General features: G+C 60.8%; 20 protein-coding genes and 1 tRNA gene. 9 read left to right on the top strand and 12 right to left on the bottom strand.

Features of this window, described 5'->3' with window-relative positions; genetic code table 11:
• Window positions 1-82 precede the first annotated feature (82 nt).
• The gene (locus BW995_RS19905; RefSeq protein ID WP_076402188.1) at window positions 83-424 is read right to left on the bottom strand and encodes an STAS domain-containing protein; all 342 of its coding nucleotides are present in this window, start codon (window positions 422-424) and stop codon (window positions 83-85) included.
• Window positions 425-906: 482 nt separating this feature from the next.
• On the opposite strand from BW995_RS19905, the gene BW995_RS19900 reads away from it, so the two are divergent.
• The 6 genes from BW995_RS19900 (at window position 907) to BW995_RS19875 (ending at window position 8939) form a co-directional block, all read left to right on the top strand.
• A complete protein-coding gene (locus BW995_RS19900) occupies window positions 907-1143 on the top strand; it encodes a BolA family protein (protein WP_076402187.1) in 237 nt (78 codons plus the stop codon).
• 36 nt (window positions 1144-1179) lie between these two features.
• Entirely contained in the window at window positions 1180-2121 is a 942-nt protein-coding gene (rarD, locus tag BW995_RS19895; RefSeq protein WP_084195032.1) for an EamA family transporter RarD, read from the top strand.
• A 104-nt stretch (window positions 2122-2225) separates the two neighbouring features.
• Complete coding sequence (grxD, locus tag BW995_RS19890; RefSeq protein WP_076402186.1) at window positions 2226-2567, top strand: Grx4 family monothiol glutaredoxin; 342 nt, start codon at window positions 2226-2228, stop codon at window positions 2565-2567.
• 302 nt (window positions 2568-2869) lie between these two features.
• The gene (locus BW995_RS19885; RefSeq protein WP_084195031.1) at window positions 2870-4618 is read left to right on the top strand and encodes a diguanylate cyclase domain-containing protein; all 1749 of its coding nucleotides are present in this window, start codon (window positions 2870-2872) and stop codon (window positions 4616-4618) included.
• Window positions 4619-4707: 89 nt separating this feature from the next.
• Entirely contained in the window at window positions 4708-8577 is a 3870-nt protein-coding gene (locus BW995_RS19880) for a CHAT domain-containing protein (protein WP_076402184.1), read from the top strand.
• Window positions 8574-8939, top strand: coding sequence for a hypothetical protein (locus BW995_RS19875; protein ID WP_076402183.1), 366 nt, complete (start codon window positions 8574-8576; stop codon window positions 8937-8939). Before BW995_RS19880 ends, BW995_RS19875 begins: the two co-directional genes overlap by 4 nt.
• Window positions 8940-9070: 131 nt before the next feature.
• On the opposite strand, the gene BW995_RS19870 is transcribed toward BW995_RS19875, so the two are convergent.
• From BW995_RS19870 to BW995_RS19855, 4 genes are read right to left on the bottom strand one after another with little or no spacing between them, the layout of a single operon-like run.
• Window positions 9071-9823, bottom strand: coding sequence for an SDR family oxidoreductase (locus tag BW995_RS19870; RefSeq protein ID WP_076402182.1), 753 nt, complete (start codon window positions 9821-9823; stop codon window positions 9071-9073).
• The gene (locus BW995_RS19865) at window positions 9823-10284 is read right to left on the bottom strand and encodes a 6,7-dimethyl-8-ribityllumazine synthase (protein WP_076402181.1); all 462 of its coding nucleotides are present in this window, start codon (window positions 10282-10284) and stop codon (window positions 9823-9825) included. The genes BW995_RS19870 and BW995_RS19865 overlap by 1 nt, the downstream gene beginning before the upstream one ends.
• A 6-nt stretch (window positions 10285-10290) precedes the next feature.
• Complete coding sequence (locus BW995_RS19860) at window positions 10291-11409, bottom strand: mitochondrial fission ELM1 family protein (protein WP_076402180.1); 1119 nt, start codon at window positions 11407-11409, stop codon at window positions 10291-10293.
• A 4-nt stretch (window positions 11410-11413) separates the two neighbouring features.
• Window positions 11414-12196 (bottom strand): enoyl-CoA hydratase/isomerase family protein, encoded by a 783-nt coding sequence (locus BW995_RS19855; RefSeq protein ID WP_076402179.1) that lies wholly within the window; start codon window positions 12194-12196, stop codon window positions 11414-11416.
• Between the two features lie 178 nt (window positions 12197-12374).
• On the opposite strand from BW995_RS19855, the gene BW995_RS19850 reads away from it, so the two are divergent.
• The 3 genes from BW995_RS19850 (at window position 12375) to BW995_RS19840 (ending at window position 15730) form a co-directional block, all read left to right on the top strand.
• Window positions 12375-13076 (top strand): orotate phosphoribosyltransferase, encoded by a 702-nt coding sequence (locus BW995_RS19850; RefSeq protein WP_076402178.1) that lies wholly within the window; start codon window positions 12375-12377, stop codon window positions 13074-13076.
• 130 nt (window positions 13077-13206) lie between these two features.
• Window positions 13207-13283 (top strand) — tRNA-Met (locus BW995_RS19845).
• Between the two features lie 158 nt (window positions 13284-13441).
• A complete protein-coding gene (locus tag BW995_RS19840; RefSeq protein ID WP_076402177.1) occupies window positions 13442-15730 on the top strand; it encodes an arginine/lysine/ornithine decarboxylase in 2289 nt (762 codons plus the stop codon).
• A gap of 233 nt (window positions 15731-15963) precedes the next feature.
• On the opposite strand, the gene BW995_RS19835 is transcribed toward BW995_RS19840, so the two are convergent.
• From BW995_RS19835 to peaB, 7 genes are all read right to left on the bottom strand, one after another.
• Window positions 15964-17274, bottom strand: coding sequence for an MBL fold metallo-hydrolase (locus BW995_RS19835; protein WP_076402176.1), 1311 nt, complete (start codon window positions 17272-17274; stop codon window positions 15964-15966).
• A gap of 293 nt (window positions 17275-17567) precedes the next feature.
• Window positions 17568-18497: a trypsin-like serine protease gene (locus tag BW995_RS19830; protein ID WP_076402175.1), complete on the bottom strand. Its 930-nt coding sequence runs from the start codon at window positions 18495-18497 to the stop codon at window positions 17568-17570.
• Window positions 18394-19131 carry a subtilisin-like serine protease QhpE gene (gene qhpE, locus BW995_RS19825; protein WP_076402174.1) on the bottom strand — a complete coding sequence of 246 codons (738 nt, stop codon included), beginning with the start codon at window positions 19129-19131 and terminating at the stop codon, window positions 18394-18396. Before qhpE ends, BW995_RS19830 begins: the two co-directional genes overlap by 104 nt.
• Before the next feature lie 25 nt (window positions 19132-19156).
• Entirely contained in the window at window positions 19157-20908 is a 1752-nt protein-coding gene (locus BW995_RS19820; RefSeq protein WP_076402173.1) for an ABC transporter ATP-binding protein, read from the bottom strand.
• Window positions 20908-22020, bottom strand: coding sequence for a quinohemoprotein amine dehydrogenase subunit beta (peaD, locus tag BW995_RS19815; RefSeq protein WP_076402172.1), 1113 nt, complete (start codon window positions 22018-22020; stop codon window positions 20908-20910). Before peaD ends, BW995_RS19820 begins: the two co-directional genes overlap by 1 nt.
• 16 nt (window positions 22021-22036) lie before the next feature.
• The gene (gene qhpC / locus BW995_RS19810; protein WP_076402171.1) at window positions 22037-22363 is read right to left on the bottom strand and encodes a quinohemoprotein amine dehydrogenase subunit gamma; all 327 of its coding nucleotides are present in this window, start codon (window positions 22361-22363) and stop codon (window positions 22037-22039) included.
• Complete coding sequence (peaB, locus tag BW995_RS19805; RefSeq protein WP_076402170.1) at window positions 22360-23805, bottom strand: quinohemoprotein amine dehydrogenase maturation protein; 1446 nt, start codon at window positions 23803-23805, stop codon at window positions 22360-22362. The genes qhpC and peaB overlap by 4 nt, the downstream gene beginning before the upstream one ends.
• Window positions 23806-23818 lie beyond the last annotated feature (13 nt).

Here is a 23818-nt window from a genome sequence, read left to right as displayed (position 1 = left end):
ACCCCGCCCCCTCAAGGGCAAAGCTCACCATCTGCCGCATGCTGGCGGAATCGTCAACGCTCAGAACAACTTTCGACATTGGTCACTGACCTCCAGCCCAAAAGGGATCAAACCAGCCCTTGCCACCATCACCGGGACGCGCCAGCCCGGCGCGGGCAAGGGTCTCGGCCAGGGGGCCTGCCGCCGGAGCGCTCAGCGATACGGCACTCCCCCGCGCCTGACCCATTTTCCGGGCAGCGAGCAGAAGCTGGAGGAATGAAACATCCAGATCGCTGACAGAGGTACAATCCAGAACCAGCGACGACATCTCTGGCGTCAACAGGGCGGCCATCAACTGATCCCGGGTCATCTCGGCCTCGGCAAGCGTTTGCCGACCGGCAAAGACCACACGCAGATCACCACCATTGCGATCGATTTTTACCATCTTTAAGAGTCATCACGACTGTTTATCTACCATACATTCTCTTAAACGAAATATCATGTCAGTTCAATATATTTCACGCGATAGCATCGACATCAGAATATACAAAAGCATTCAAAATACAGTAACAAATCCTCACCAAAATCAAATTGCAAAAAATAATCACCATAAACCACATAAATAAATCAATATGATCATAAAATAATTATATAAATATTTTTATATTATTAATATCAACACGATAATTTAAATAATTACTTTTAAAATTCATTACATAATAAGTGTCACATGAAAGAAATCAGGACTCGTCAGTGCAGTTCCGTGGACAGCCGCAAGGAAAAACTTTGCCATGGATGCCCCCTCCCTTTCCCTCTTTGGAAGGATTCAAAATCGTGTAGGATTGCCGTCACCCCATGGCAGCGCGTATCATGGGGCAGACCAACCGGAAACCTGCCCGCTAGGGGGCGCAACAGGAGTATCCACACATGGCCATGCAAGCCTCTGAAATTGAAAAAATGATCAAGGACGCCTTCCCCGACGCCGACATCACCATCGAAGACCTGCGCGGTGACGGCGACCACTATGGGGCCATCGTGACCTCCAAGGCCTTCATCGGCAAAAGCCGGGTCCAGCAGCACCAGATGGTCTATGCTGCCCTGCAGGGCAAAATGGGCGGCGACCTGCACGCTCTGGCCCTGCAAACCCAGGTCCCCGACGCCTGATCCTTTCCGCCCCCCCCTTCCGGCTCCCCCATCATCATGTCTTTATCGCCTGCGGCGGCCTCGGTGGATGAGGCCGCCCGTCAGCAACGGGTCCGCCGGGGATTTCTGGCCGCCCTGTCAGCCTATCTGATCTGGGGTGTCGCACCCCTGTTCTTTCACGCCCTGTCGGACCTGAGCCCGCTGGAAATCATCGCCCATCGCGTTGTCTGGGGGGCGATCAGCGTTTCCGTTGTCGTCGCGTTCACCGGGGGCTGGGTTGAAACACTCGCCATTCTGCGCGCCCCGCGCAAAGCCTTGCTGTTTGTCGGGTCAGCGGCGGCGGTTTCGATCAACTGGCTGATCTTTGTCCACGCCACCACCACCGGCCGCGGACTGGATGCCAGTCTGGGTTATTACATTTTTCCGCTGGTATCCGTCCTGCTGGCTGCGCTGTTCTTTCAGGAACGGTTTTCCCGTCGCCAGAGCCTGGCGCTGGGGGTGGTCAGTTGCGGTGTCCTGATCATGATCATCGCCCGCGGCACCCTGCCGTGGATTCCGCTGGGGCTGGCGCTGACCTTTGGCCTCTATGGCGTGCTGCGCAAAATGGCCCCCGCCGAAAGTCTGGTCGGGTTGCTGGTCGAAACCCTGATCCTGCTGCCCTTTTCCCTCGGTTTTCTGGCATGGCAAGCCTGGCAGGGCGGTGGCCTGCTGCACATGCCGGGCCGGATCGACCTGTGGGCCCTGCTGATCATCGGTACCCCGCTGTGGACCGGCCTGCCGCTGTTCCTGTTTGCCGTTGGTGCCCGCCGCCTGCCGCTGTCAACGGTGGGCCTGATGCAATACATCAATCCCACCAGCCAGTTTTTCCTGGCAACGCTTGTCTTTCACGAGACCTTTACTGTCGCTCACGCCGTGACCTTTGGATTGATATGGCTGGGACTGGCTTTGTATTCTTGGCCACAAAGCCCCTCTTCTGGTAGCAGTTTAAAATCATCGTAAACTGACCCTTGCAGTTTCCCCGCTGACAGACGATATTGGCCCGATCTCCCCCTTACCACTGACCGGCAACCAGCACGTTGGCCGTCCACATGGAGTACCGTTAGATGAGCGCCATTTTCGCAGAAGCCTTTGCCCAGATTAAGAACGACATCGAAAGCAACGACGTCGTCCTGTACATGAAGGGCACTCCGATGTTCCCGCAGTGCGGTTTCTCGGCCGCGGTGGTTCAGGTTCTGGCGCAGCTGGGCGTGACCTTCAAGGGTGTCAACATCCTGGAAGACGACATGATCCGTTCGGCAATCAAGGAATTCAGCCATTGGCCGACCCTGCCGCAGCTGTACGTCAAGGGCGAATTTGTCGGCGGCTGCGACATCGTGCGCGAAATGTTTGCCAACGGCGAACTGCAGCAGCTGATGAAGGACAAGGGCGTCCCGTCGAGCAACTAACGCAAATCCCGAGCAGGAGCGTTAGCTCCTGCGACGACGTGTTGATCCCGAACAGAAGCGCACCCTTCTGTTCGGGATTTTTCATATGCGGAAAATGTGGCAAATCATTCACACTGATGCAACACAAGTTGTATAGCCTTATAATCCGCATACACTTTCAGGGGAAAGAGAGCATTGTGCGAAAAGTGGGAACCGGTTTTCGCGCCAACAATGCGGCAGAACAAAAGATGAGAGCTGTGGGCATGGCTCACGTTTAAGGCTCACAGCTCTCGCTGAGTCACCCCAGCACGCAGGAGAATGCCATGGCCCGGAGGTTCTCTCTCAGTGCTCGCATGACGACCATCGCCGCTATCCTGCTGTGCCTGCTGGGAGCGATTGCGATCCATGAAGTCTGGACCCTGCATCGGCAGGTGGCTCAGGAGCGGCACACCCTTGCCCAGTCACTGGTCGAAGCCATCCGCAACCAGATTGAATACTTCCATACGCTGGAAATCATCGGCGACCTGTCCCGCGCCGAAGCCCAGCGGCAAGCCCTGCAAGTGATTCAGGCCGCGCGGTTTTCTGACGGAAACTATCTGTGGGTCCACGATCTGGACGGTAATGTGCTTGCCCATCCCTTGAACCCCGAACTGGTGGAACAAAGCCGCCAGGGAAGCCTCAGCCCCGAGATGTCCGCTTTGCTGGAACGCTTCAACAAGGCGATCAGCATCAAGGACAGCGCCACCGTGTCCTACATGTGGCCCAGCCCACGCGGCGGCGAGCCAACCGCCAAGGTTTCCTATCTGATTCATTTTGAACCGTGGAACTGGGTGATCGGCAGCGGGGTCTATCTGGGGGATATCAATCAGGAAACCCGCAGCCGGGCATGGCTGTTGCTGGGTAGTCTGGCGGTGATTGCCGTTCTGGCGATTGGCGTCACCCTGCGGCTGGCGCTGGGGATCACCCGCCCCTTGAAACAGGTGACAGCGGCGATGGCGGCGGTGGCCGCCGGTGATCTTGACCATCCCCTGCCGCCGGTGGAACGAAATGATGAAGTGGGCGACCTCAGCCGGGCGATGGCAATTTTCTGCCAGCAGCAGCGCGCAGCGCGCGCCATCCAGTTGGCCCATCAGGAACAACAGCGCCTGACCAACACCGTTTTCAATACCATCGCCGAAGGCGTGATCGTCACCGATGCCAGTGGCGTGATCAAGGCGGTCAACCCGTCCTTTACCCAGTTGACCGGCTATCAGCCCGAGGAAGCCATCGGCCAGACGCCCCGCCTGTTTGCCTCGGGCCGCCATGACCGCGAATTTTATCGCCAGATGTGGGACAGCCTGCTGCGCGATGGTCAATGGAGCGGTGAAATCTGGAACAAGACCAAGGAAGGCCGGGTGTTCCCGGAATGGCTGAGCATTCGGGCCATCCATGACGACAACCAGCAGATTTCCGAATATGTCGCCGCCTTCAGCGATATCACCCAGCGCAAGCAACAGGAAGAGCGCGTCCAGTGGTTCGCCGACCACGACAGCCTGACCGGCCTGATCAACCGCCGTGCCTTTGACCGCGACCTGCCCGAACTGGTCCGCAATGCCCTGAACAATCACCTGCGGGTGGCGTTCCTGTTCATCGACCTCGACCGCTTCAAGGACATCAACGATACCCACGGCCACCTGATCGGCGACCGCCTGTTGCAAGCAGTGGCCCAGCGCCTGCGCCATTCGGTGCGGGATGGCGATCTGGTTGCCCGCATGGGGGGTGACGAGTTCGTGATCGTGCTGTCGCCGATCCATGACCGGATGGCGGTTTACCGGCTGGCCGACGCGCTGATCACCAAACTGGCCGAACCTCTCCACATCGAGCATACCACCTTGCTGCCCAGTGCCAGCATCGGCGTCCTGCTGGTGCCCGACCACGCCAAAAGCGTCGATGAAGCCCTGCGGCTGGCCGATCAGGCGCTGTACCGGGCCAAAAATCAGGGCCGCAACCAGTGGGCAACACTGGATGGCAAGGGCACCGTCCCCGCGCAGGCAATCAAGGACGACAACCCGCGTTCGGAGGCGGAAGGGTGATCGTAATCTCCTGAATTGCAAGGCCACCGATTTCCGCTATAGTGGTGCTTTATACAGCAATAAAATTCATGCGGAATGAGTTGCCCCTGATGAAACTCCAGCTTGACGTCCGCGACCAACAGGTCTGGCGCCATCTTGGCGGCAGCAGCAGCCGCTTGCCCGATACCGCGCAGGCTTTGCTGGAACAATGGGCCAGCCGTTACGCCCAAGCGGTCGCCTATAATCAGCACGACAGCCTGTTCCCCCTTGGCCGCGAGATGTTCGGCTGGCTGGATCAGGGGGGTGCCCTGCGCCCTTGGTTACAGGAGGGGGTGCGCGAACTGGAGGTCATCGGGGGCGGCAACGACCCGTTGACCGACGCCCTGCTGGCCGCTCCATGGGAAATCCTGGCCGATGACGGCGGTTTTCTCGCACTGGACCAGATGAAGCATTTTTTACCCCTGCGACGCATCGCCTCGTCGGACACCGCCCCACGCAGCCCCGGCCATGGCGATCTGGCGATACTGTTCATGGCCGGAGCCCCCGAAGGCCAGCATGAACTGGATTACGAAGCCGAGGAGGCCGCCATTCTCGAGGCGACCCGTCACCACGGCAACGGCCAGCCGCTGGTGCACCTGACGGTCGAGGAAAGCGGTGAACTGACGGTCTTTGCCGACCGACACCGCAGCGATGGCCCGTTTGATATCCTGCACCTGTCGTGCCATGGCGACATCCGCGATCACAACGGTGCCTCACAGCCAATCCTGCTGCTAGAAACCGACACCGGAGCCGTTGATCCGGTTCCGCCCGAGAGTTTGGTTAGCGCACTGGGAGAGACCATCCCGCCGCTGCTGTTCCTGTCCGCCTGCCGCAGCGGGCAACGCGGGACATCATCAGGGCCGCTGTCTGTCGGAGCGGACCGCCGGGATGCCACCCCTGCCGTGGTCCAGCCCAGCCTGACCATCCCCTTTGCCCAAAGCATGGCATCCCATGTGCCGCATGTGCTGGGCTGGGATGGCTCGGTCTATGATGCCGACGCCAAGGTCTTTGCCCAGGCCCTGTATGCCGAACTGGCACGCGGCAGCACCGTTGCCTATGCCGCAGCAGATGCCCGGCGGCGGGTGTTCGCCGCCAAAGCTCCAGAGATACCGGGGGAACACTGGCATCTGGCGCGGGTCTACCTCGGAGCGGGTGGCGGAGGGCCGCTGTGCAATCCGACATCCCACCGCCGCCGTGCCCCACCTTCCGCCAGCCCGCGCTTTCTGGATGCGAAGCAACAGGTTCGTGTCGCCAGCCGCACCGACTTTGTTGGCCGCCGCCGCCAGTTGCAGCGCCTGTGCCGAGTCTTTGCTGGTGAGGCCAACGGGGCAATCATCCACGGACTGGGCAATCTGGGCAAATCGAGTCTGGCCGCACGGCTGGCCGACCGGCTGGCCGACCGGATGCCACAGCACACACTGGCGGTGGTGTTTGGTCACTATGACGGGCTGTCCATTCTGGCCGAACTGGAGCGGGTGACCAACTCCTTGGTGGGCAAAGTCTTTCCGGGGTTCAAGGCACAGCAAGGCTTTCGCGCAGACTTCAAGGCCATGCGCGAGGCTGTACAGCAGGACGTGTCGACGCTGGAATCCGTTTTTGCGTTTCTGTTCGAGCAGATTTTCACCCATCACCCGCTCCTGTTGGTGATCGATGACTTTGAACAGGCCCTTGAGCCCCTCCGCTGTGAGCAAACACAGGTGTGGCCGCGTGCAGAACTACGGCCCACACTGGCTGCTGTTTTGACTGCCTTCCGCGACCATCGGGGCCAATCACGGCTGCTGATCACCAGCCGCTATGACTTCGCCCTGCCCGATGGTGCCGGTGGTGATTTGGCCGGTTGGTTGATCCGGGTGCCACTGGTCGGCATGACAGCCCGGGAACAACGCAAGCAATGGCTCGCCACGGCGTGGGCGGTTGACGCTCAAACCATCCCCTCCGCACTGATTACCGATGCTCTGGAAACTGCCGCAGGCAATCCGGGGCTGCAAGAGGTGCTCAGCAAGCCTTTACGCAACGGCGAAACCGAGGCCGCGCAAGCCGCCATTGCCGCCATCCGGGCCTATCGCCGCGATGGCACACCCCTTGCCGATCAAAACGAAGCGATGGCCTTTTTCACCCGTATGGGCTTTGACGCCTATCGCGCCGCCCTGACCGACAGCGAACGACTGACCTTCGCCGCCGCCTGTCTGTTCCCGGAACCGGTCCCGGTCCCGCGTGCCGCCGTGGCGGCGGCGGCCTCAGCCCTCGGGGTGACAGACCCGAAACCTGCCCTTGACCGCCTGCTGGCCCTCGGCCTGCTGGATGATTACGGCCTGTTGGCAGGGTGGGACGGCATGCAGAAAGTACTGCATCTGGCCGCCAACCCGCTGGCCCGCCCGCTGACCGATGCTCTTGCCGATGATATGCTCGCCCTTGCTGCTGACGCCGCCCTGCCGGAATTGGCGCAAGCGTGGCGCGATGAAGAGGGCGACTTTCCACGCGATGAGCGTGGTGTCAGCGCCTGCCAAATGGCTCTGCAGGCCGCCTCCCCCGACCCGGCAATCCTCGAAACCGCAGCCCTCGCTGCCGTTATGTTCCTCTTTCACCGCCAGCAGTTGGCACCGCAAGCCCTTGAACTGGCCATCCCTGCGTTTGACAGACTGGCGGCGGTGGGACATACGCCTAGCCCTCCCCTGTTCGGGCACACCATTCGCGCCGCACACCAAGCAGGTCAGGCAGATCTGCAAGACACGCTGTTGCAGCAGGCTTTGTCTCTCCCCCAACATGACGCGCATCACCGCGCCCAACTGCTTGGTCTGCAGGCCGACAGGCTGGTAATCCAGGGTAATCTCGACGAGGCCCTGCGCATCCGCCGTGAGGAAGAGATCCCGGTCTACCAAGCCATCGGCGACCCACGTGAACTCGCCATCTCCATGAGCAAAATCGCCGATATCCTGCAGATACGCGGTGACCTCGACGAAGCCCTGCGCATCCGCCGCGAGGAACAAATCCCGGTCTTCCAAGCCCTCGACGACCGGCGTGAACTCGCCATCTCCATGGGCAAAATCGCTGATGTCCTGCAGCTACACGGCGAGCTCGACGAAGCGCTGCGCATTCGCCGCGAGGAAGAAATCCCGGTCTATCAGGCTCTCGGCGACCGCAGGTCACTGGCGGTCACCATGGGCCAAATCGCTGATGTCCTGCAGACACACGGCGAGCTCGACGAAGCCCTACGCATCCGCCACGAGGAACAAATCCCGGTCTATCAGGCTCTCGGCGACCGCAGGTCACTGGCGGTCACCATGGGCCAAATCGCTGATATCCTGCAGGCACGCGGTGACCTCGACGAGGCCCTGCGCATCCGCCACGAGGAACAAATCCCGGTCTATCAGGCCCTCGGCGACCGCAGGTCACTGGCGCTCACCATGGGCCAAATCGCTGATGTCCTGCAGGCACGCGGTGACCTCGACGAAGCCCTGCGCATCCGCCACGAGGAAGAAATCCCGGTCTATCAGGCCCTCGGCGACCGCAGGTCACTGGCGGTCACCATGGGCCAAATCGCTGATGTCCTGCAGGCACGCGGTGACCTCGACGGGGCACTGGACATGCATCTGTCCCGCGTGCCCGATGCGCAGGCAAGGGCAGATCGTGATAGCCTGAGCCATATCCGCTTTTGCTGTGCGCGGCTGCGCCTGCAACGAGGCGATCAGCAGCGCGGGGAGATGGCAATCATTCGGGCAGAGCTGGCCGAAGCGTGGGAGGGGGCTCTCTACCTCCAACGCCCGGATTTCATTAGCGCCATCGGCGCGCTATGGGGACAGGTTCTGGCGTTCACCGGCCACCCCAATGACGGCATCACGGTTCTGCAAACCGCCCTCCGCGCTGCGGAAAAGATCGGAGACTCCTCACAGGCCGATGACTGCCGCGCCCTCATTGCCACCATCACGGAACAGAACCGATGAGCATCACCCTGACCCTCAACGGCCCCACCACTGAGGCCGCCCGTGCCGAGGCTGCCGCCCTGTTGCAGGCCCTGACCGGCGAAACACCGCAGGAGCAGACCATATCCCCCATCAGCAACGGGCGGCGGGATGCGGCGCTGGTGGTGGCCGTTGCCAGTCTGGTTCTTGCCGTTCCCGGCGGCATTCTGGCAACGTTGCAGCTGGCTGACCGGGTACGCAAGCGGCGGGAACTGGCGCCAAAAGTTACCGTACTCAAAACCGTGCTGGAAAAGCAGTCCATTGACGGCACCATCCGCATTGAACAGACCGAAATCCGCCTGAACGATCTGGACGTTGACCAAATCCTCGACCGCCTGCTGTAGACGCAAAGAATGGGGTCCGGGGCCTCAAGGCCCCGGCGAGGTATGGAGCAGCGCTCCATGATCCTGTTTCCTGTTTGTCGCGGACCAGAGCTGTGAGCGCAAAACCGGTTCCCACTTTTACGCTCACCACCCTAAAAATGCGCCGTCATCCCACCATCAACGAACAGCACATGGCCGGTGATGTAACTGGCAGCATCCGAGGCCAGAAAAACGGCGGCTCCGGCGATTTCTTCCGGCTTGCCCCAGCGCCCCAGCGAGGTGCGGGCGGCAAGGAAGGACTGAACCTGCGGGTCGTCGACCATCGCGGCGTTGGTTTCGGTGGCAAAGAACCCCGGAGCCAGCGCATTGACGGTGATGCCGTGCGGGCCGAATTCGGCGGCGAAGGCGCGGGTCAGGCCGGTCAAACCGGCTTTGGCGGCGGTATAGGCGGCATCACCAGCGCGGGCGACGTGACCGGCGATGGAGGTGACATTGATCATCCGCCCGCCGCCATGGGCAATCATCGGCCCGGCGACCAGACGGCACAGCTCGAACGGCGCCACCAGATTGGCATCCAGCAGGGCGTGAAAGTCGCCATCGGCAAAGGCCAGCGCATCGCGGCGGTCGCGGATACCAACGTTGTTGACCAGAATGTCCAGCCCGTCGGTATGACTGGTGATGTGCGCCAGTGCGGCGCGGCGGGCGGTGGCGTCGGTGATGTCAAAGGGCAACGGCAGCACGTTCGGGCCGATACTGCGGGCGGCCTCGGTCAGCATGCCTTCGCGCCGCCCGTTGATGTAGACCAGCGCCCCGGCATGGGCCAGACCACGGGCGATTTCCAGCCCCAGCCCGCGCCCGGCACCGGTGACCAGCGCCGTTTTCCCGGCCAGCGAGAACAGCGACATCAGACGCTCTCCGCCAGCGCCCTGGCTTTGGCAACGCCGTCGATGGCGCTCAGGCAGGCCCGCGCCGCCTCGGCCCCCTTCAGCACGAAATGCTCGCGGAAGAAATCCTTGTGGTCGTCGTGGCTGTGGAAATGGTGCGGGGTCAGCACCAGCGACAGCACCGGCACTTCGGTTTCAAGCTGGATCGACATCAGCGCATTGATCACCGCCGTGGCGACGAATTCATGGCGATAGACCCCGGCATCGACAATCCAGCCCGCCGCCACCGCCGCCGCATAGCGGCCCGACTTGGCCAGCAGCTTGATCTGCAACGGGATTTCAAAGGCTCCCGCCACCCGCACCCGGTCCACCCGCGCCGGATCAACGCCGCGCCCGGCCAGCTCGGCCACAAAGGCCTCATAGCCTCCGTCCAGAATGTCGCTGTGCCAGGACGCCTGAACAAAGGCAATGCGATCAGTCATTTTCTGCTATGTCCTACCGTTATCCGACAGCCGCCGGTTGCCGTTATCTTTGGACGATGGTCCGGGCAACAGGGCGGCGGCACCTTTTCTCTGGGTCAGTGTGATGACCATTGCACTGCGAATCAAGGCGGCAATCTCGGATGCCGCATTCAGGGGAGGATGCTCCCAGGCATAAGAACTGCGGTTTTCCAGCGCCTCGGCCATCCCCAGCCCGTACAGGTGCTTCAGCAACCGTTGATGCTTGGGGGCGATCAGCGCGGGCGGGGCATAGACATAAACCGGGGCCGGACTGGCACAGGCCTCGGAGACCATCGACACCGAATCACCGGTCACGATGATCGCATCGGCCAGCGCCAGATAGCCGAAATAGGGGTTGTCCGACGGCGTGGCCTCGGGGGTCCAGCGGAAGACATGGCCCGCCTGCGGCAGAGCCTCCAGCAGGGCGCGGGCAGGCTCGTCGCCGGTGCGGCGCGAGGTGGTGACCACCAGCGTTCCACCCATGTCTTTGGCCACCGCGCTGGCCTGCGCTGCCAGTTCTTTCGCCATCTCGACTGTAAAGGTGCGGTTCTTGGTCGTCCCGCCGACCACCAGCGCCACCAGCGGCTTTTTCAGGGTCTCCAGACGCGGGGCCCAGCGGGTGGCTTCGATGGCAAGTTTGGCTTCGGTCACCCGGTGCGGTGCGCCGGTGATGCGCACCACGTTGCGATGCACCGGGCTGAGATCGTCGTGGGTCGGCACGGCAATCAGGTCAAAATCCGCCGCCCCGCTGCCCCCCGGCCACATCACCTGACACAGAAAGGTCTTGCCGTTATTCTGCCGTTTGATCCAGCGCGCCACCGGCGCCGTCCGCCGCCCGGCGGCAATCACTACGTCCGGCCACGGTCCCATCAGGGCATCCTGACTGGCCGGGGTCAGGCCGCGCAGGGATGCCCCGCGCAGCCAGTTCGGCAGCCGTGCCCAGCCGGTATAGGCGATGTCCTTTTTGTCGAACGGCCACGCCAGAGCCTCGGCCACGCCCAGCGCCTGAGCAACATTGCCCGCCCGGTCGTCGGCCAGCACCCACACCGTCGGCTCCTGCACCGTATCGCTCGGGCGGTCAAGGTTCCAGGGCTCCAGCGCCGCCATGGCGTTACTGCCCCGTGAAGGCCGGTTTGCGCTTTTCCGTGAAGGCTGCGATCCCTTCCCGGTAGTCCGCTGTCGCCAAAAACTCATAGGCCTGATCCAGTTCCTGTTGCGTCACCGCCGTCGGGTCCGTTGACAGGCGGCGAACAAAGGCCTTGTGCCAGCGGTTGACCAGCGGCGCTCCGGCGGTGATCCGTTTCACCGTCGCAGCGACCTCCTCTGCTACCATGTTGTCTTCGACGACGCGATTAACAAGCCCCACCCGGTGGGCTTCGGCGGCGTCAATGATCTTGCCTTCCAGCAAAATCTCCAGCACCGTCGCCGGGTTGGCGTGGCGCAGCAGCCCCTGAATCTCAGGATGGGCCATCACCACCGAAATACGGTTGATCGGCACCCCGAACCGCGACGCGGTGCCACAGATGCGGATGTCGGCCATGCAGGCCAGTTCCAGCCCGCCACCGACGCAGGCGCCATCAATCTGCACCACCACCGGATGGGGGCAGGTGCGCACGCCGTCCAGTGCCCGCCGCATCACCAGATCATAGGCCTTTGCCTGCTCTGCCGTTGCCCGCACCGTATCAAATTCCTTGATGTCGGCCCCGGCGGCAAAGGCCTTGCCGCCCTCGCCCTTCAGCACCACGCAGCGGATCGAGTCGTCGGCGTTGATCGCCGCAAAGGCATCCCCCAGCGCCTGCCACATCGGCAGGTCCATCGCATTCAGCTTGTCGGGCTTGTTGAGGGAAACAGTAACGACGGCACCATCACGGCTGGAAAGAATCGGGCTGGTCATGGACTTCCTCTTTGGTCAGGGAGCGCCTCGTTGGGGCAACAGGGGCAGGCGACAGGCCAATCCCGCCAATTTCTGCACCTCAAGGGCGTTTCTATGATTGTGCAACGGGTCATTAGGCCGTAAACAGACGCCACCATAACCCATTCCCCCGTTCCATGCCCACAAGGAAGGCGTATCCATGCTGACCGTTTCCCGCACGCCGGAGCAAAAGGCCGCTGCCCTGACTGCTGCCCGTATTCTGCTGGAGCTGAAGGCGATCAACTTTCGCCCCGAAGACCCGTACACCCTGACCGCTGGCTGGAAAAGCCCGGTCTACATCGACTGCCGCAAGATCATTTCCTATCCGCGCGCCCGCCGGAAGATCATTGATCTGGCCGTCGAGCTGATGGGTCGCCACGTCGGCTATGAAGCCTTTGACTCCGTGGCTGGCGGCGAAACCGCCGGTATCCCCTATGCCGCCTGGGTCGCCGACAAGATGGACCTGCCGATGCAGTACGTGCGCAAGAAGCCCAAGGGCTTTGGCCGCATGGCGCAGATCGAAGGCGACCTGAAGGAAGGCCAGCGCGTTCTGCTGGTCGAAGACCTCGCCACCGATGGCGGTTCCAAGCTGAACTTCCTCAACGCCCTGCGCGCCGCCGGTGCCACCTGCGAACATGCGTTCGTGGTGTTCTACTACGGTGTGTTCCCCAACGCCCTCAAGGCGCTGGAAGAACAGGGCCTGACCATGCACTTCCTGACCACCTGGTGGGACGTGCTGGAAGTCGCCGAAACCGACGGCCACTTCACCAAGGAAAAGATCAGCGAAGTCCGCGCCTTCCTGCACGACCCGATGTCGTGGTCGGCCGCCCGTGGCGGTCGTGGCGCTGACGAACAGGCCTGATCCGGCATCAGCCAGCCCGGCGGTTAACCAGCCGGGCTGGCTGCGGTTTTTTCGTGAAATTGACGCTTGACAGGGCCGGGTGACCCTGGTATATCCACCCACCTTGGCGCGGTGACGCGCTGGCCTTTATGGCGGAGTAGCTCAGCTGGTTAGAGCAGCGGAATCATAATCCGCGTGTCGGGGGTTCGAGTCCCTCCTCCGCTACCAGTTCAAGGGTCCCGGTTCAGCCGGGGCCCTTTTTCATTGTATCTTCACATCAACAGCCTGTTTGTCAGGTGCAATACCCCGCTGACTCATTATAGTGTCCGGCGTTGTGATCAGCCGCTGAACAAATGCGCGCCGACAGTTGCACCAGGAGCAGGTCGATGAAGTTTCACTTTCCCATCGTGATCATCGATGAGGATTTTCGGTCCGAGAACACCTCGGGCTTTGGTATCCGGGCCCTTGCCGAAGCCATCGAAAAAGAAGGCTTCGAGGTTCTGGGCGCGACCAGCTACGGCGACCTTTCGCAATTCGCGCAGCAACAGAGCCGGGCGTCGGCTTTTGTGCTGTCCATCGACGACGAAGAATTCACCCCCGGCCCCGATCTTGATCCGGCGGTTCTGAACCTGCGCACCTTCATTCAGGAAGTCCGCTCCAAGAACGAAGACGTTCCGATCTATGTCTACGGCGAGACCAAGACCTCGCGGCATCTGCCGAACGATGTCCTGCGCGAGCTGCACGGCTTTATCCATGCCTTCGAGGACACGCCGGAATTCGTCGCCCGCCATATCATCCGCGAGGCCAAGAACTATCTCGAATACATCCAGCCGCCGTTCTTCAAGGCCCTGCTGAATTATGCCGAAGACGGTTCCTATTCCTGGCATTGCCCGGGACACTCGGGTGGCGTGGCCTTCCTGAAGTCGCCCATCGGGCAGATGTATCACCAGTTCTACGGCGAAAACATGCTGCGCGCCGACGTGTGCAACGCGGTGGAAGAACTGGGCCAGTTGCTGGATCACAACGGTGCCATCGGCGATTCCGAAAAGAACGCCGCGCGCATTTTCAACGCCGACCACTGCTATTTCGTCACCAACGGCACCTCCACCTCCAACAAGGTGGTTTGGCATCACAGCGTGGCCCCCGGCGATGTGGTGATCGTTGACCGCAATTGTCACAAGTCGATCCTGCATGCGATCGTGATGATCGGCGCGATCCCGATTTTCCTCAAGCCGACCCGCAACCACTGGGGCATCATCGGGCCGATCCACCGTTCGGAATTCGAGCCCGAGGCGATCAAGGAAAAAATCCGCTCGCACCCGCTGCTGGAAGGCGTTGACCCCGAAACGGTCAAGCCGCGCATCCTGACCCTGACCCAATCGACCTATGACGGCGTGCTCTACAACACCGAAGTGGTGAAGGAGCTGCTCGACGGCTATGTCGAGACCCTGCATTTCGACGAAGCCTGGCTGCCGCATGCGGCTTTTCATCCGTTCTATGGTACCTATCACGCGATGGGCCGCAAACGGGGCCGGATGAAGCATTCGGTGACCTATGCCACCCAGTCAGTCCACAAGCTGCTGGCCGGGATCAGTCAGGCCAGCCACATTCTGGTGCAGGACAGCGAGGAAACAAAGCTCGACCGCCACCTGTTCAATGAATCCTACCTGATGCACACCTCGACCAGCCCGCAGTATTCGATCATCGCCAGCTGCGACGTGGCGGCGGCGATGATGGAACCGCCGGGCGGCACCGCGCTGGTCGAAGAAAGTCTGGCCGAAGCACTCGATTTCCGCCGCGCCATGCGCAAGGTTGACGAGGAATACGGCGACGACTGGTGGTTCAAGGTCTGGGGACCGGACAATCTGGCCGAAGAAGGCATTGGCCGCGCCGCCGACTGGGAACTGAAAAAGACCGACAGCGAAGCCGTCGAAACCTCGGGCGAAGATGCGTGGCATGGCTTCGGTGACATGGTGCGCGGCTTCAACATGCTCGACCCGATCAAGGCGACGATCATCACCCCGGGCCTGAACATCGACGGTCGGTTCGAGGAAAGCGGCATCCCGGCCTCCATCGTCTCCAAGTACCTCGTCGAGCACGGGGTGGTGGTGGAAAAGACCGGCCTCTACAGCTTTTTCATCATGTTCACCATCGGCATCACCAAGGGCCGCTGGAACACGCTGCTCGCCGCCCTCCAGCAGTGCAAGGACGATTACGACCGCAATCAACCGCTGTGGCGCGTGATGCCCGAATTCTGCACCAAGCAGCCCAATTACGAACGCATGGGCCTGCGCGACCTGTCGCAGCACGTTCACCAGCTGTATGCCAAGTACGATGTGGCGCGCCTGTCGACCGAGATTTACCTCGGCGACCACCGCCCGGCCATGTCACCCTCGGAAGCATTTTCACACATCGCCCGCCGCAAGACCCAGCGCGTGCCGATCGACGAACTGGAAGGCCGCGTCACCACCAGTCTGGTGACTCCGTACCCGCCCGGCATTCCGCTGCTGATCCCCGGCGAGGTCTTCAGCAAGGAAATCGTCGATTACCTGCGCTTTAACCGTGAATTCTCGCGCGAATGTCCGGGTTTCGAGACCGATATCCACGGGCTGGTGCAGGAAAAGGGCGAAAACGGTGAAATCCGTTACTTCTCGGACTGCGTGGCCGAGGAATAAGGGGACAAGGGGAAACAAGGGCGTGGAGCGCTGCTCCACACCTCGCCGGGGCCTTGAGGCCCCGGACCCCGGTCCTTTGATCATACAAGAAAAATGGGGGCCGGAGCATTTACCACAAGTGGACGTTCGGGACCAGAGGCTCCGGGCAGTTCAAGCAGCAGACTGCGCTTGTTGCTCAACTGTCATATACAGTCATCTAATGCAGGCATCACTGGAATATTTCTTTTCATTACTCAAGGACCATTGGGAGGGAAGCAGTCGCAGAACCGCCCAAAAGGTATTAATCCCGGCCAATAATACGGCACAAATACAACCCCTGATAGCATCGGAGAATGACCAACCTTTGGACACTTAGTACATAGTCGAGGACAATCATTCTGCCTCAGAAATGTCAGCCCCGGTTGTTTTATTGTGCCACCCGCACGTAGAAACACATCGACACCCCCCCAAGATTTAAGGTGTTGATAAGCAATTGCATTACTTTCTGCTCCGTGGTGCGGTACCGTCGCCACTATTGGCGATAATGGAGAATAACTTGGTAGAAAAGAGTAACTGAAGTTTGGACCAACGCCCAATGGAGAATCTGCGCAAAACAAGACCCCCAACAAAGAATTTCTTGGTGGAGCAAAAAAAACCAAACTCTCTTGGTTTATCTTCGTAAGATTCATATATAAACTGTATTCAATTTCTATAGATGGCTGTTCAATAGCGTTGATTGGAACCAGAAAACCATTAACACCTCCAGAAGATAGCCCATTATTGATGAATCCATTGAAATCGAACCAGCGAGTTGGTATTGAATGAGATATGCACAACGCTGCTATATTGCGAATAGCATCTGAAGTCTCAATCAATCCCAACCAATATTCACATATATCATCAGTAAACTCTGAATTTATAAATTTTCTCTTCCTATATTTTACTTTTCTGATAGCTGATTTATATGCATGATCATACGCAACATCACTGCATAATACTTCTTTATCTCTACGAAGATTAATAAACCACTCTGGCTCAGGAGGAATACGATCAATATCTAATGAATAATCAATTGGATCATCAATTAAATCCTCAATCACATTAATCTCACCTTGCCGAATTTGGTACCCCATGTCTTGTTCAATAATTGGAATATTTTCATCATTACCCATACATCGAACTACCGAAATAATTTTATCTGACGGATTTCTTAAATTGGAATCAAGCTCATTAACTAATTGATTAAAAAACAAAGATGGGTCACGATAAACTTGAGGAATGACACTACTCCAGCGTCCAGGCAACCATACCTGACCAACACTATTCCCCCAGCTTCTAAGCAAATCTGGTAGGCCACCAACATGATCAGCATCGCCATGCGTACAAACAACAATATCCAATCGATTCACATCGCAAATATGTTCTTTTATTACGTTGGAAATATTGTCTTTTTTATATCCGCTATCAACAAGGACATGTATACCTCCACGCCGCAATAAAAAAGCCTCACCATGAATTGGTAACGCCAAAACCATATCAACAGACTGCGATAAAAAGGGTATCATTCTCCCATCGTCCTTTTCAGTTATATCGTCAGGGCTAGCCACCATATAATTAATAGATGAATAACATACAATAAAACACTTTTAAGGGGAAACTTTTTGGAAAATTCGCCAACCTCCACAATCCAAGACAGTTAACAAAAAATAGTAGATTTTTGCCCATATTGATTCCATGGGACAAGATCCCCACACACACTTTTCTATGATCAAAGATGGGGTCCGAGGCCTCAAGGCCCCGGCGAGGTGTGGAGCAGTGCTCCACACCTTTACTCCTATTCTAACATGTATTGCCCCCCTCACTCCCCCTGAAACTTTGCCGCCGGGAAAATGCGGCTGATCCATTCGCGGTGCGGCGACACCCGGCAGAACCATGACGAGCTGCCGTATTCGGCGTTGTTGTCGCCGTTGGAATTGATCCCGGCCAGCAGCCACTGACCGCCAGTCTGAATCCATGCCGAGCCGCCGCTGTCGCCGGACCCCAGCAGGCCGACCAGCCGGTTGACCGGGCGGTTCTTGCCGCCATAGGGGTTTTTCAGGCTGCCGTCTTCTTTTGGCAGGAACACGCCGAGGTAATTCCCGGCGTCGTCGCTGTCCGAGGCGGTTTTGTCGAACGGCTCGAACTGGTCCACCACCCCCTGCGCCGCTGCCTTGTCCGATCCGCTGTAAAAACGGTCCTGCTGGCCGGTGCTGCCGATGCCCCGGCTGCCATAGCCGACAAAGGTCAGCAGCTTGCCTGCTTCGGCCTTGCCCGAATACAGCACCGGCGGCTCGCCGATACCAGTGACCGGGCCGCTCAGGCGCAACAGGGCAATGTCATAGCCGGTCCGGGTGTCGGTATCGCCGTTCCAGCGCGGATGCAGCCACAGTTTGTCGATCTTCAGTATCTTGCCGTTCGGCCCGCGCACCACATAGGCATCCGTGCGGGCGGGCAGTTCAAAGACGTGGGCGGCGGTCAGGATGTAGGCGCGGTTCTGGTCGTCGTTGCCGATCCACGTTCCCGATGCTTCGCCCCACGTTGTGCCATCACTGGCAAACGCCAACACCGCCGCGAATTGCGGTTGAGCAGCCAGCGCCAGCGCCGAGGCGAAGCCTTTGCTCTCCTGCCCCTTGCTGCCGCCGTCTTCACGCCATGTGCTGTCCAGAATCACCACCGCCCCGGCATCCCGCTGCGGCATCAGCACCGCTGCTGCCAGCAGGGCGCCGATCATCACCACCGTTTTCGTCATGCATCCCCCCACCAATCCGTTCCCGCCCATGATAAGCACAGGCAGCGGGAAAAGTCCGCAGGGCTTCTGCGATATCCGGCGCGTCGATCAGCCGGGGATAAGCCCAGGCGGCAAAGCGGGCGGCGGCCATGCTGGCCCCGGCCATGGTGCGCGGAGCCGAAGACGGCGGCAACGGCGAGGCCCCGAACAGCGCCGGGGTTCCGCCCAGCCAACTGGCCTCGCCATCCTGACAGCGGGCATCGCCACAGACCGAGATCACCGCCGGATAGGACGCCGGATAGCAGGCTCCGCCGCGTGCCGGAGCCGACGCCACCAGCAGCACACCCGCCGCCACCGCCCGCAGGCAGGCATCACGCAGCACGTCGCGGTCATGGGCCAGTCCCAACGCCAGCAGGATCATCCCGACCCCTTCGGCACACAGGCGGTCAAGGGCTTCGGCCACCGCCAGCGGGGTGGTGACGCCGCGCTCATCGAACACCGGCACACACAACAGGGCTGACGGCGGGATGGTCGCCGTCAACAGGGTCGAGGTCAGCACCCCGTGGCCGTGCGCCTCCTGCCCTTCGCCCAGCAGCACCCCGCCCGCCGCCAGCACGGCAGGAGCCAGCCCGGTATCAATCACCCCGACACGCATGACACTGCCCCCCGATCAGTGGCCGTCAACTGTGACGCCCACTGATCTCATATCTTACGTTGCCGCATTGTTGTTGCGAAAACCGGTTCCCACTTTTCGCACAATGCTCCAGATCCACCACCTGATCACAGCCCGCCATCACCTGCGGGTCATGGCTAACGATGATCCGTGTACAGTCCGCGAATTGCCGGTCGAGCGTCGCCAGCACCGCATCACGCAGGGCCGGGTCAAGGCCGGTGGTGACTTCGTCGAGGATCAGCACCCGGGGCCGTTGCAGCACCGCCCGCGCCAGCGCCACCCGCTGCCGCTGCCCGCCGGACAACAGGCGGCCATGGCTGCCGACCGGACTGTCCAGCCCGTGCGGCAACGCGGCGATCACCTCGGCCAGCCCGGCGGTTTCGGCGGCCTGCTCGATCGCCTCGCGGGTGGGATGGGCGACGCCATAGGCGATGTTGTCGGCCAGCGAACCGGGCAACAGCACCACATCCTGCGCCACCACCGCCACCACCTGCCGCAACGCCAGCAGATCGAGACGCGGCAACGGCACGCCATCCAGACAGACCTCGCCCTGATCGGGGTCATACAGCCGCAACAGCAGGTCACAGAGAGTGCTTTTCCCGCACCCCGACGGCCCGATCAGCGCCACTTTGGAGCCTGCGGCAATCTCCAGCGACAAATCCCGCAGCAGCGGGCGCTGTCGATCATGGCCCAGCATCACCTGCCGCAGCGACACCGCCCCGCGCAGCGGATCTGGCAACGGCTGCGGCGAGGCTGGGGAACAGACCTCTGGCGGCACCAGTCGCAGCTCGGCAAGACGGTCGAGGCTGACCAGCGCCCGCCGACTGGCCACCCACAGGCCGAGGTACGACTGCAAGGGAGCCGCCGCCCGCCCCAGATAGGAGGTAAAGGCCACCATTGCCCCGATGGTCAGGCTCTGACCCAGCACACTGGCCGCGCCAAAGACGAAAATCAGCGCCGTTGCCGCGCTCATGATCAGCGACGGTCCGGCACCGGCAAAGAACCCCAGACGCTCCTGCCGCAGCAGCTCGTCAAGGTACAGACCGTTCAGCCGGTGCAGGCGGTCGCTTTCCCGCTCTTGCGCCGAATGGGCCTGAATGACCTTGGCGGCGGGCAAAGTGTCGAAAAAGAACGCCCCCAGATCAGCCGCCCGCTGGCGCACCTGCCGGGTCTGCTGCTCGATACGGGGACGAAAGCGTGCCACCAGCGCCATCTGCAACGGCAGCACCGCCAGACACATCAGCGTCAGCGGCACACTCAGGCTGATCATTGCAATCACCGCCCCGATCAGGGCAAAGGTGGCATTGATCGCCGCCAGCGCACCGTCGAGGGTAAAGCGCTGGACCTCGGTAATATCGCCATCCAGACGGCTGAACAGGTCGCCCTCGCGGGCACGGGCAAACCAGCGCGGCGACAGGCTCATCAGGTGGCGGAACAGCGATTCCCGCAGGGAAAACAACAGGTCGCCCGAAACCCGCACGTACAGCAAGCGCGTCCCGTACCCCAACAGCAATGAAAACACCGACATGGCGAACAGGCCACCACACAGCAGGATCACCAGATCCATCCGCCGGTCGGGCAAGGCCTGATCGATCAGCGCCTTGGTCAGCATCGGCTGCACCAGCCCGGCGGCGGTGGCCAGCAACGACAACGCCAGCACCACCGCCAGACGGCGCAACCGGGGCGGCAGGAATCCTGCCACCCAGGCCACCATCCAGCGCCGGTGCTGGCGCAGCTGGTCGGAGTCTGTTCCGTCCATCAATCCCGTTTCACAATCTGCATCCACGACGCCGCCATGTCGCTGCCATCGGGCAGGGACATGCTGCCGATCTTGCTCAGGGTGGCGGTGTCATAGACCGCAATGTCGTCCATCGTGCCCCCGACATAGACCTCTTTGCCATCGGCCGAAATGTTGATGGCATAATAGGTGTGGTCGAGTTCCACCCGCTTGACCAGCGTTTTGTCGCGGATGTTGACCTTCGACAACTGGGTATAGACGGTATAGACCTCGTCGCGGTTGGCCGGGTTGAGGGTGGACGAGAAAATCACATGGCTGGTGTTTTCAAACTCGTCCATCCGCATCTGCCCGCTGGCCAGATCAAGCTGCATGATGCCGGTCTGGAACGCCGCCGGGTCGGTCTGCGGCAGGTCGGTGCGGGCCGAGAAAATCGGCGCTGTCCAGACGTTGGTCTGGCTGTGCTGGCTCCAGATCGCCAGCATGTCGGGCGCGCTGAGGTTCGGGCGGTTGCCGTCGCGCAGCGGGAACGAGTCTTGTTTGGCCCCGGTCTTGGGATCGAGGATATCGACATTGGCCCCGATGGCGTACAGCTTGCTGCCATCGGTCGAGAAATGAATCTGCGCCGTCTGGCGGGCCACCGGGAAGGTACGGACCGGCTTGGCGTTCAGTCCATCGGCAACCGAAAACACCTGAATTTCCGGTTGCAGAACTTCGTATTCGGTCTTGTGCAGGCGGGTGCGATAGACAACCGCATACAGTTCCTTGTCATCACGCGACAGGGCCAGCCCGACAAAGCCCTTGCCGCGCACGTCACCGTCACTCAGCGAGGCATGGAACACCGGCTTGCCGGTATCCAGCTCGACGCCGTTCAGCGCCCCCAGCTTGTCGTTCATCACGTAAACGATCTTGCCGTCGCTGGATGGCTGCACCCCCAGCGGGGTACCGCCCGGCAGGGAAATTTCCCGCACCAGCGTGCGCTTTGCCGGGTCAAACAGGAACAGCTTGCCGGAATGCGAGCCGGTCAACAGGTAATCCTTCGCCGACGCGGTTGACGCCAACGCGCCCAAAGCCACGGCAGCAACGGTTCCGGCCAGCGCCATCCGGCGGGCCAGTGTCTTGAACTGAAATGCCATCGTATGCCCCCTCGCGTTACTTTTTGCCCGGAAAAACGGCTTGCAGGTTGCGCCAGTCACGCGGCGCAGAATCACTGCCGTCGGTCCAGTTGGTATAGGTCGCCATGTTGTCCGGCACCTGCGCCGGCCACCAGCAGGGATCGGAACAGCCGTAAAGGTCGGCTTCCATCGGCGAGCACAGGGCAGCGGTGCCGCCAAAGGCATCGACTTCCCAGCCCGGATCGGTGGTGGTGGCGCAGCCTGCAACCACCGTCTGCATCACCCGCACTTCCTCGGCGCGGCCTTCGCCCGCGGCCTTTTCCAGCAAGGCAGCCTTGGCATTCAACGGTTTAACGTGCTTCATTGCAGGAACTCCGTCTGAAACTGAACATGGCTTTGCAGGAACCCGGGGTTCTCTCGCTGGAGCCGTGCATAAGAACTGATGCCAAAGTCCACCCAGTCACGGATGCTGTCGCAAACGTGGTACACCGGGTGCAGCGCATCGCCGAATTTGGCATGGGATTCATGGTAACAGCCACCGGCGCAGATATGCCGGACCCGACACGAGCTGCAGCCGTTGGCCGGGTTGCTGGTACGAGTGGCCGCCTGCCGGATGAAACCGTTCAGCGCCGTGCGGTCGATGCCGCTGTGGATGTCGCCAAAGGTCCCCATTTCCGAGCCGGTGAAGCGGTGGCACAGGTTAATCTTGCCCCCGGCATCGACCGACAACAGCCCCAGCCCGGCACCGCAGGGAACCGACTTGCGCGCCCCTTCGGCCAGCGTCTTCAGCAGGGTGCGCATGTTGGCAAAGCCGGTGTTTTCGCCACGAATGGCGGCATCAACATATTCCTGTCCCAGAAAGCGGAAGGCGCGGAACACTTCGCCGGTTTCATCGTCATCCAGACTGAACATCGCCAGATCGGTGGAGGTCGCCGGAGCAAATCCCACCTCGTAAAAGCCCAGTTCATCGCGCAGATGGCGATGGATGCCGACCACATCGACCACCCCGGCGGTCAGCGTCACCCGTGCCCCGATCGGCCGCGATCGATAGCGCCCCAGCAGGTCGCGCACATTGCGGGCCACCACGTCATAGGTACCCTTGCCGCCAATGGTCTTGCGGTTCTTGTCGTGCAGTTCGCGGTAGCCGTCCATGCTGACCGTCAGCCCGAACCGGTGATCATCCAGCCAGCTGCTGATCTCTGGCGTCAGCAGGGTGGCGTTGGTGGTCAGCGAGAAGTCAATGCCCTTCCCCACCGCCTCGGCGGCCTGTTCGGCATAGTCGGTGACCGCCCGGATCAGCGGCATGTTGGTCAGCGGCTCGCCGCCGAAAAACACCAGCGAGACCCGCTCGCGGTCCTGTGATTCCGCCAGCAGCAGATCAACCGAGCGCCGGGCATCGTCCAGCGCCATCGTTTTCGCCGCCATCGGGGTGGTCAGGTCTTCCTTGTAGCAATAGGTACAGCCCAGATTGCAGCCGGTGGTGACGTTCAGCACCAGATTGGTCAGCGGGTGCCGCTCGGGCACCAGAGCCTCCAGCGGCGCACTGGCGCAGGCAGCATCTTCCAGAATGCCCAGCGTCAGCAGCCCCTGAATGGTGTCGATCACCTCGGGGGCGGCAAAGCGCCCCTCGAACGAAGCCCGGATATCGTCCGGCTCCACCTGCGGCCTGTCGCGGAACAACGACAGGACCGCACCGCCAACCTCGTCCAGCTCGAACAGGCTGGTTGACGGAATGTGGAACAGGATATGGGCCCCATCGGCATGGACTTCATGAACGTCGTTGGTCTTCAGTCGCAAAGCCGTCATGGCGCAGTCTCCG

Origin of the sequence: Insolitispirillum peregrinum, assembly GCF_900156605.1 — a bacterium.
Classification (GTDB): Bacteria; Pseudomonadota; Alphaproteobacteria; order Rhodospirillales; family Rhodospirillaceae; genus Insolitispirillum; species Insolitispirillum peregrinum.
This window is presented reverse-complemented; position numbering and strand designations above follow the sequence as displayed.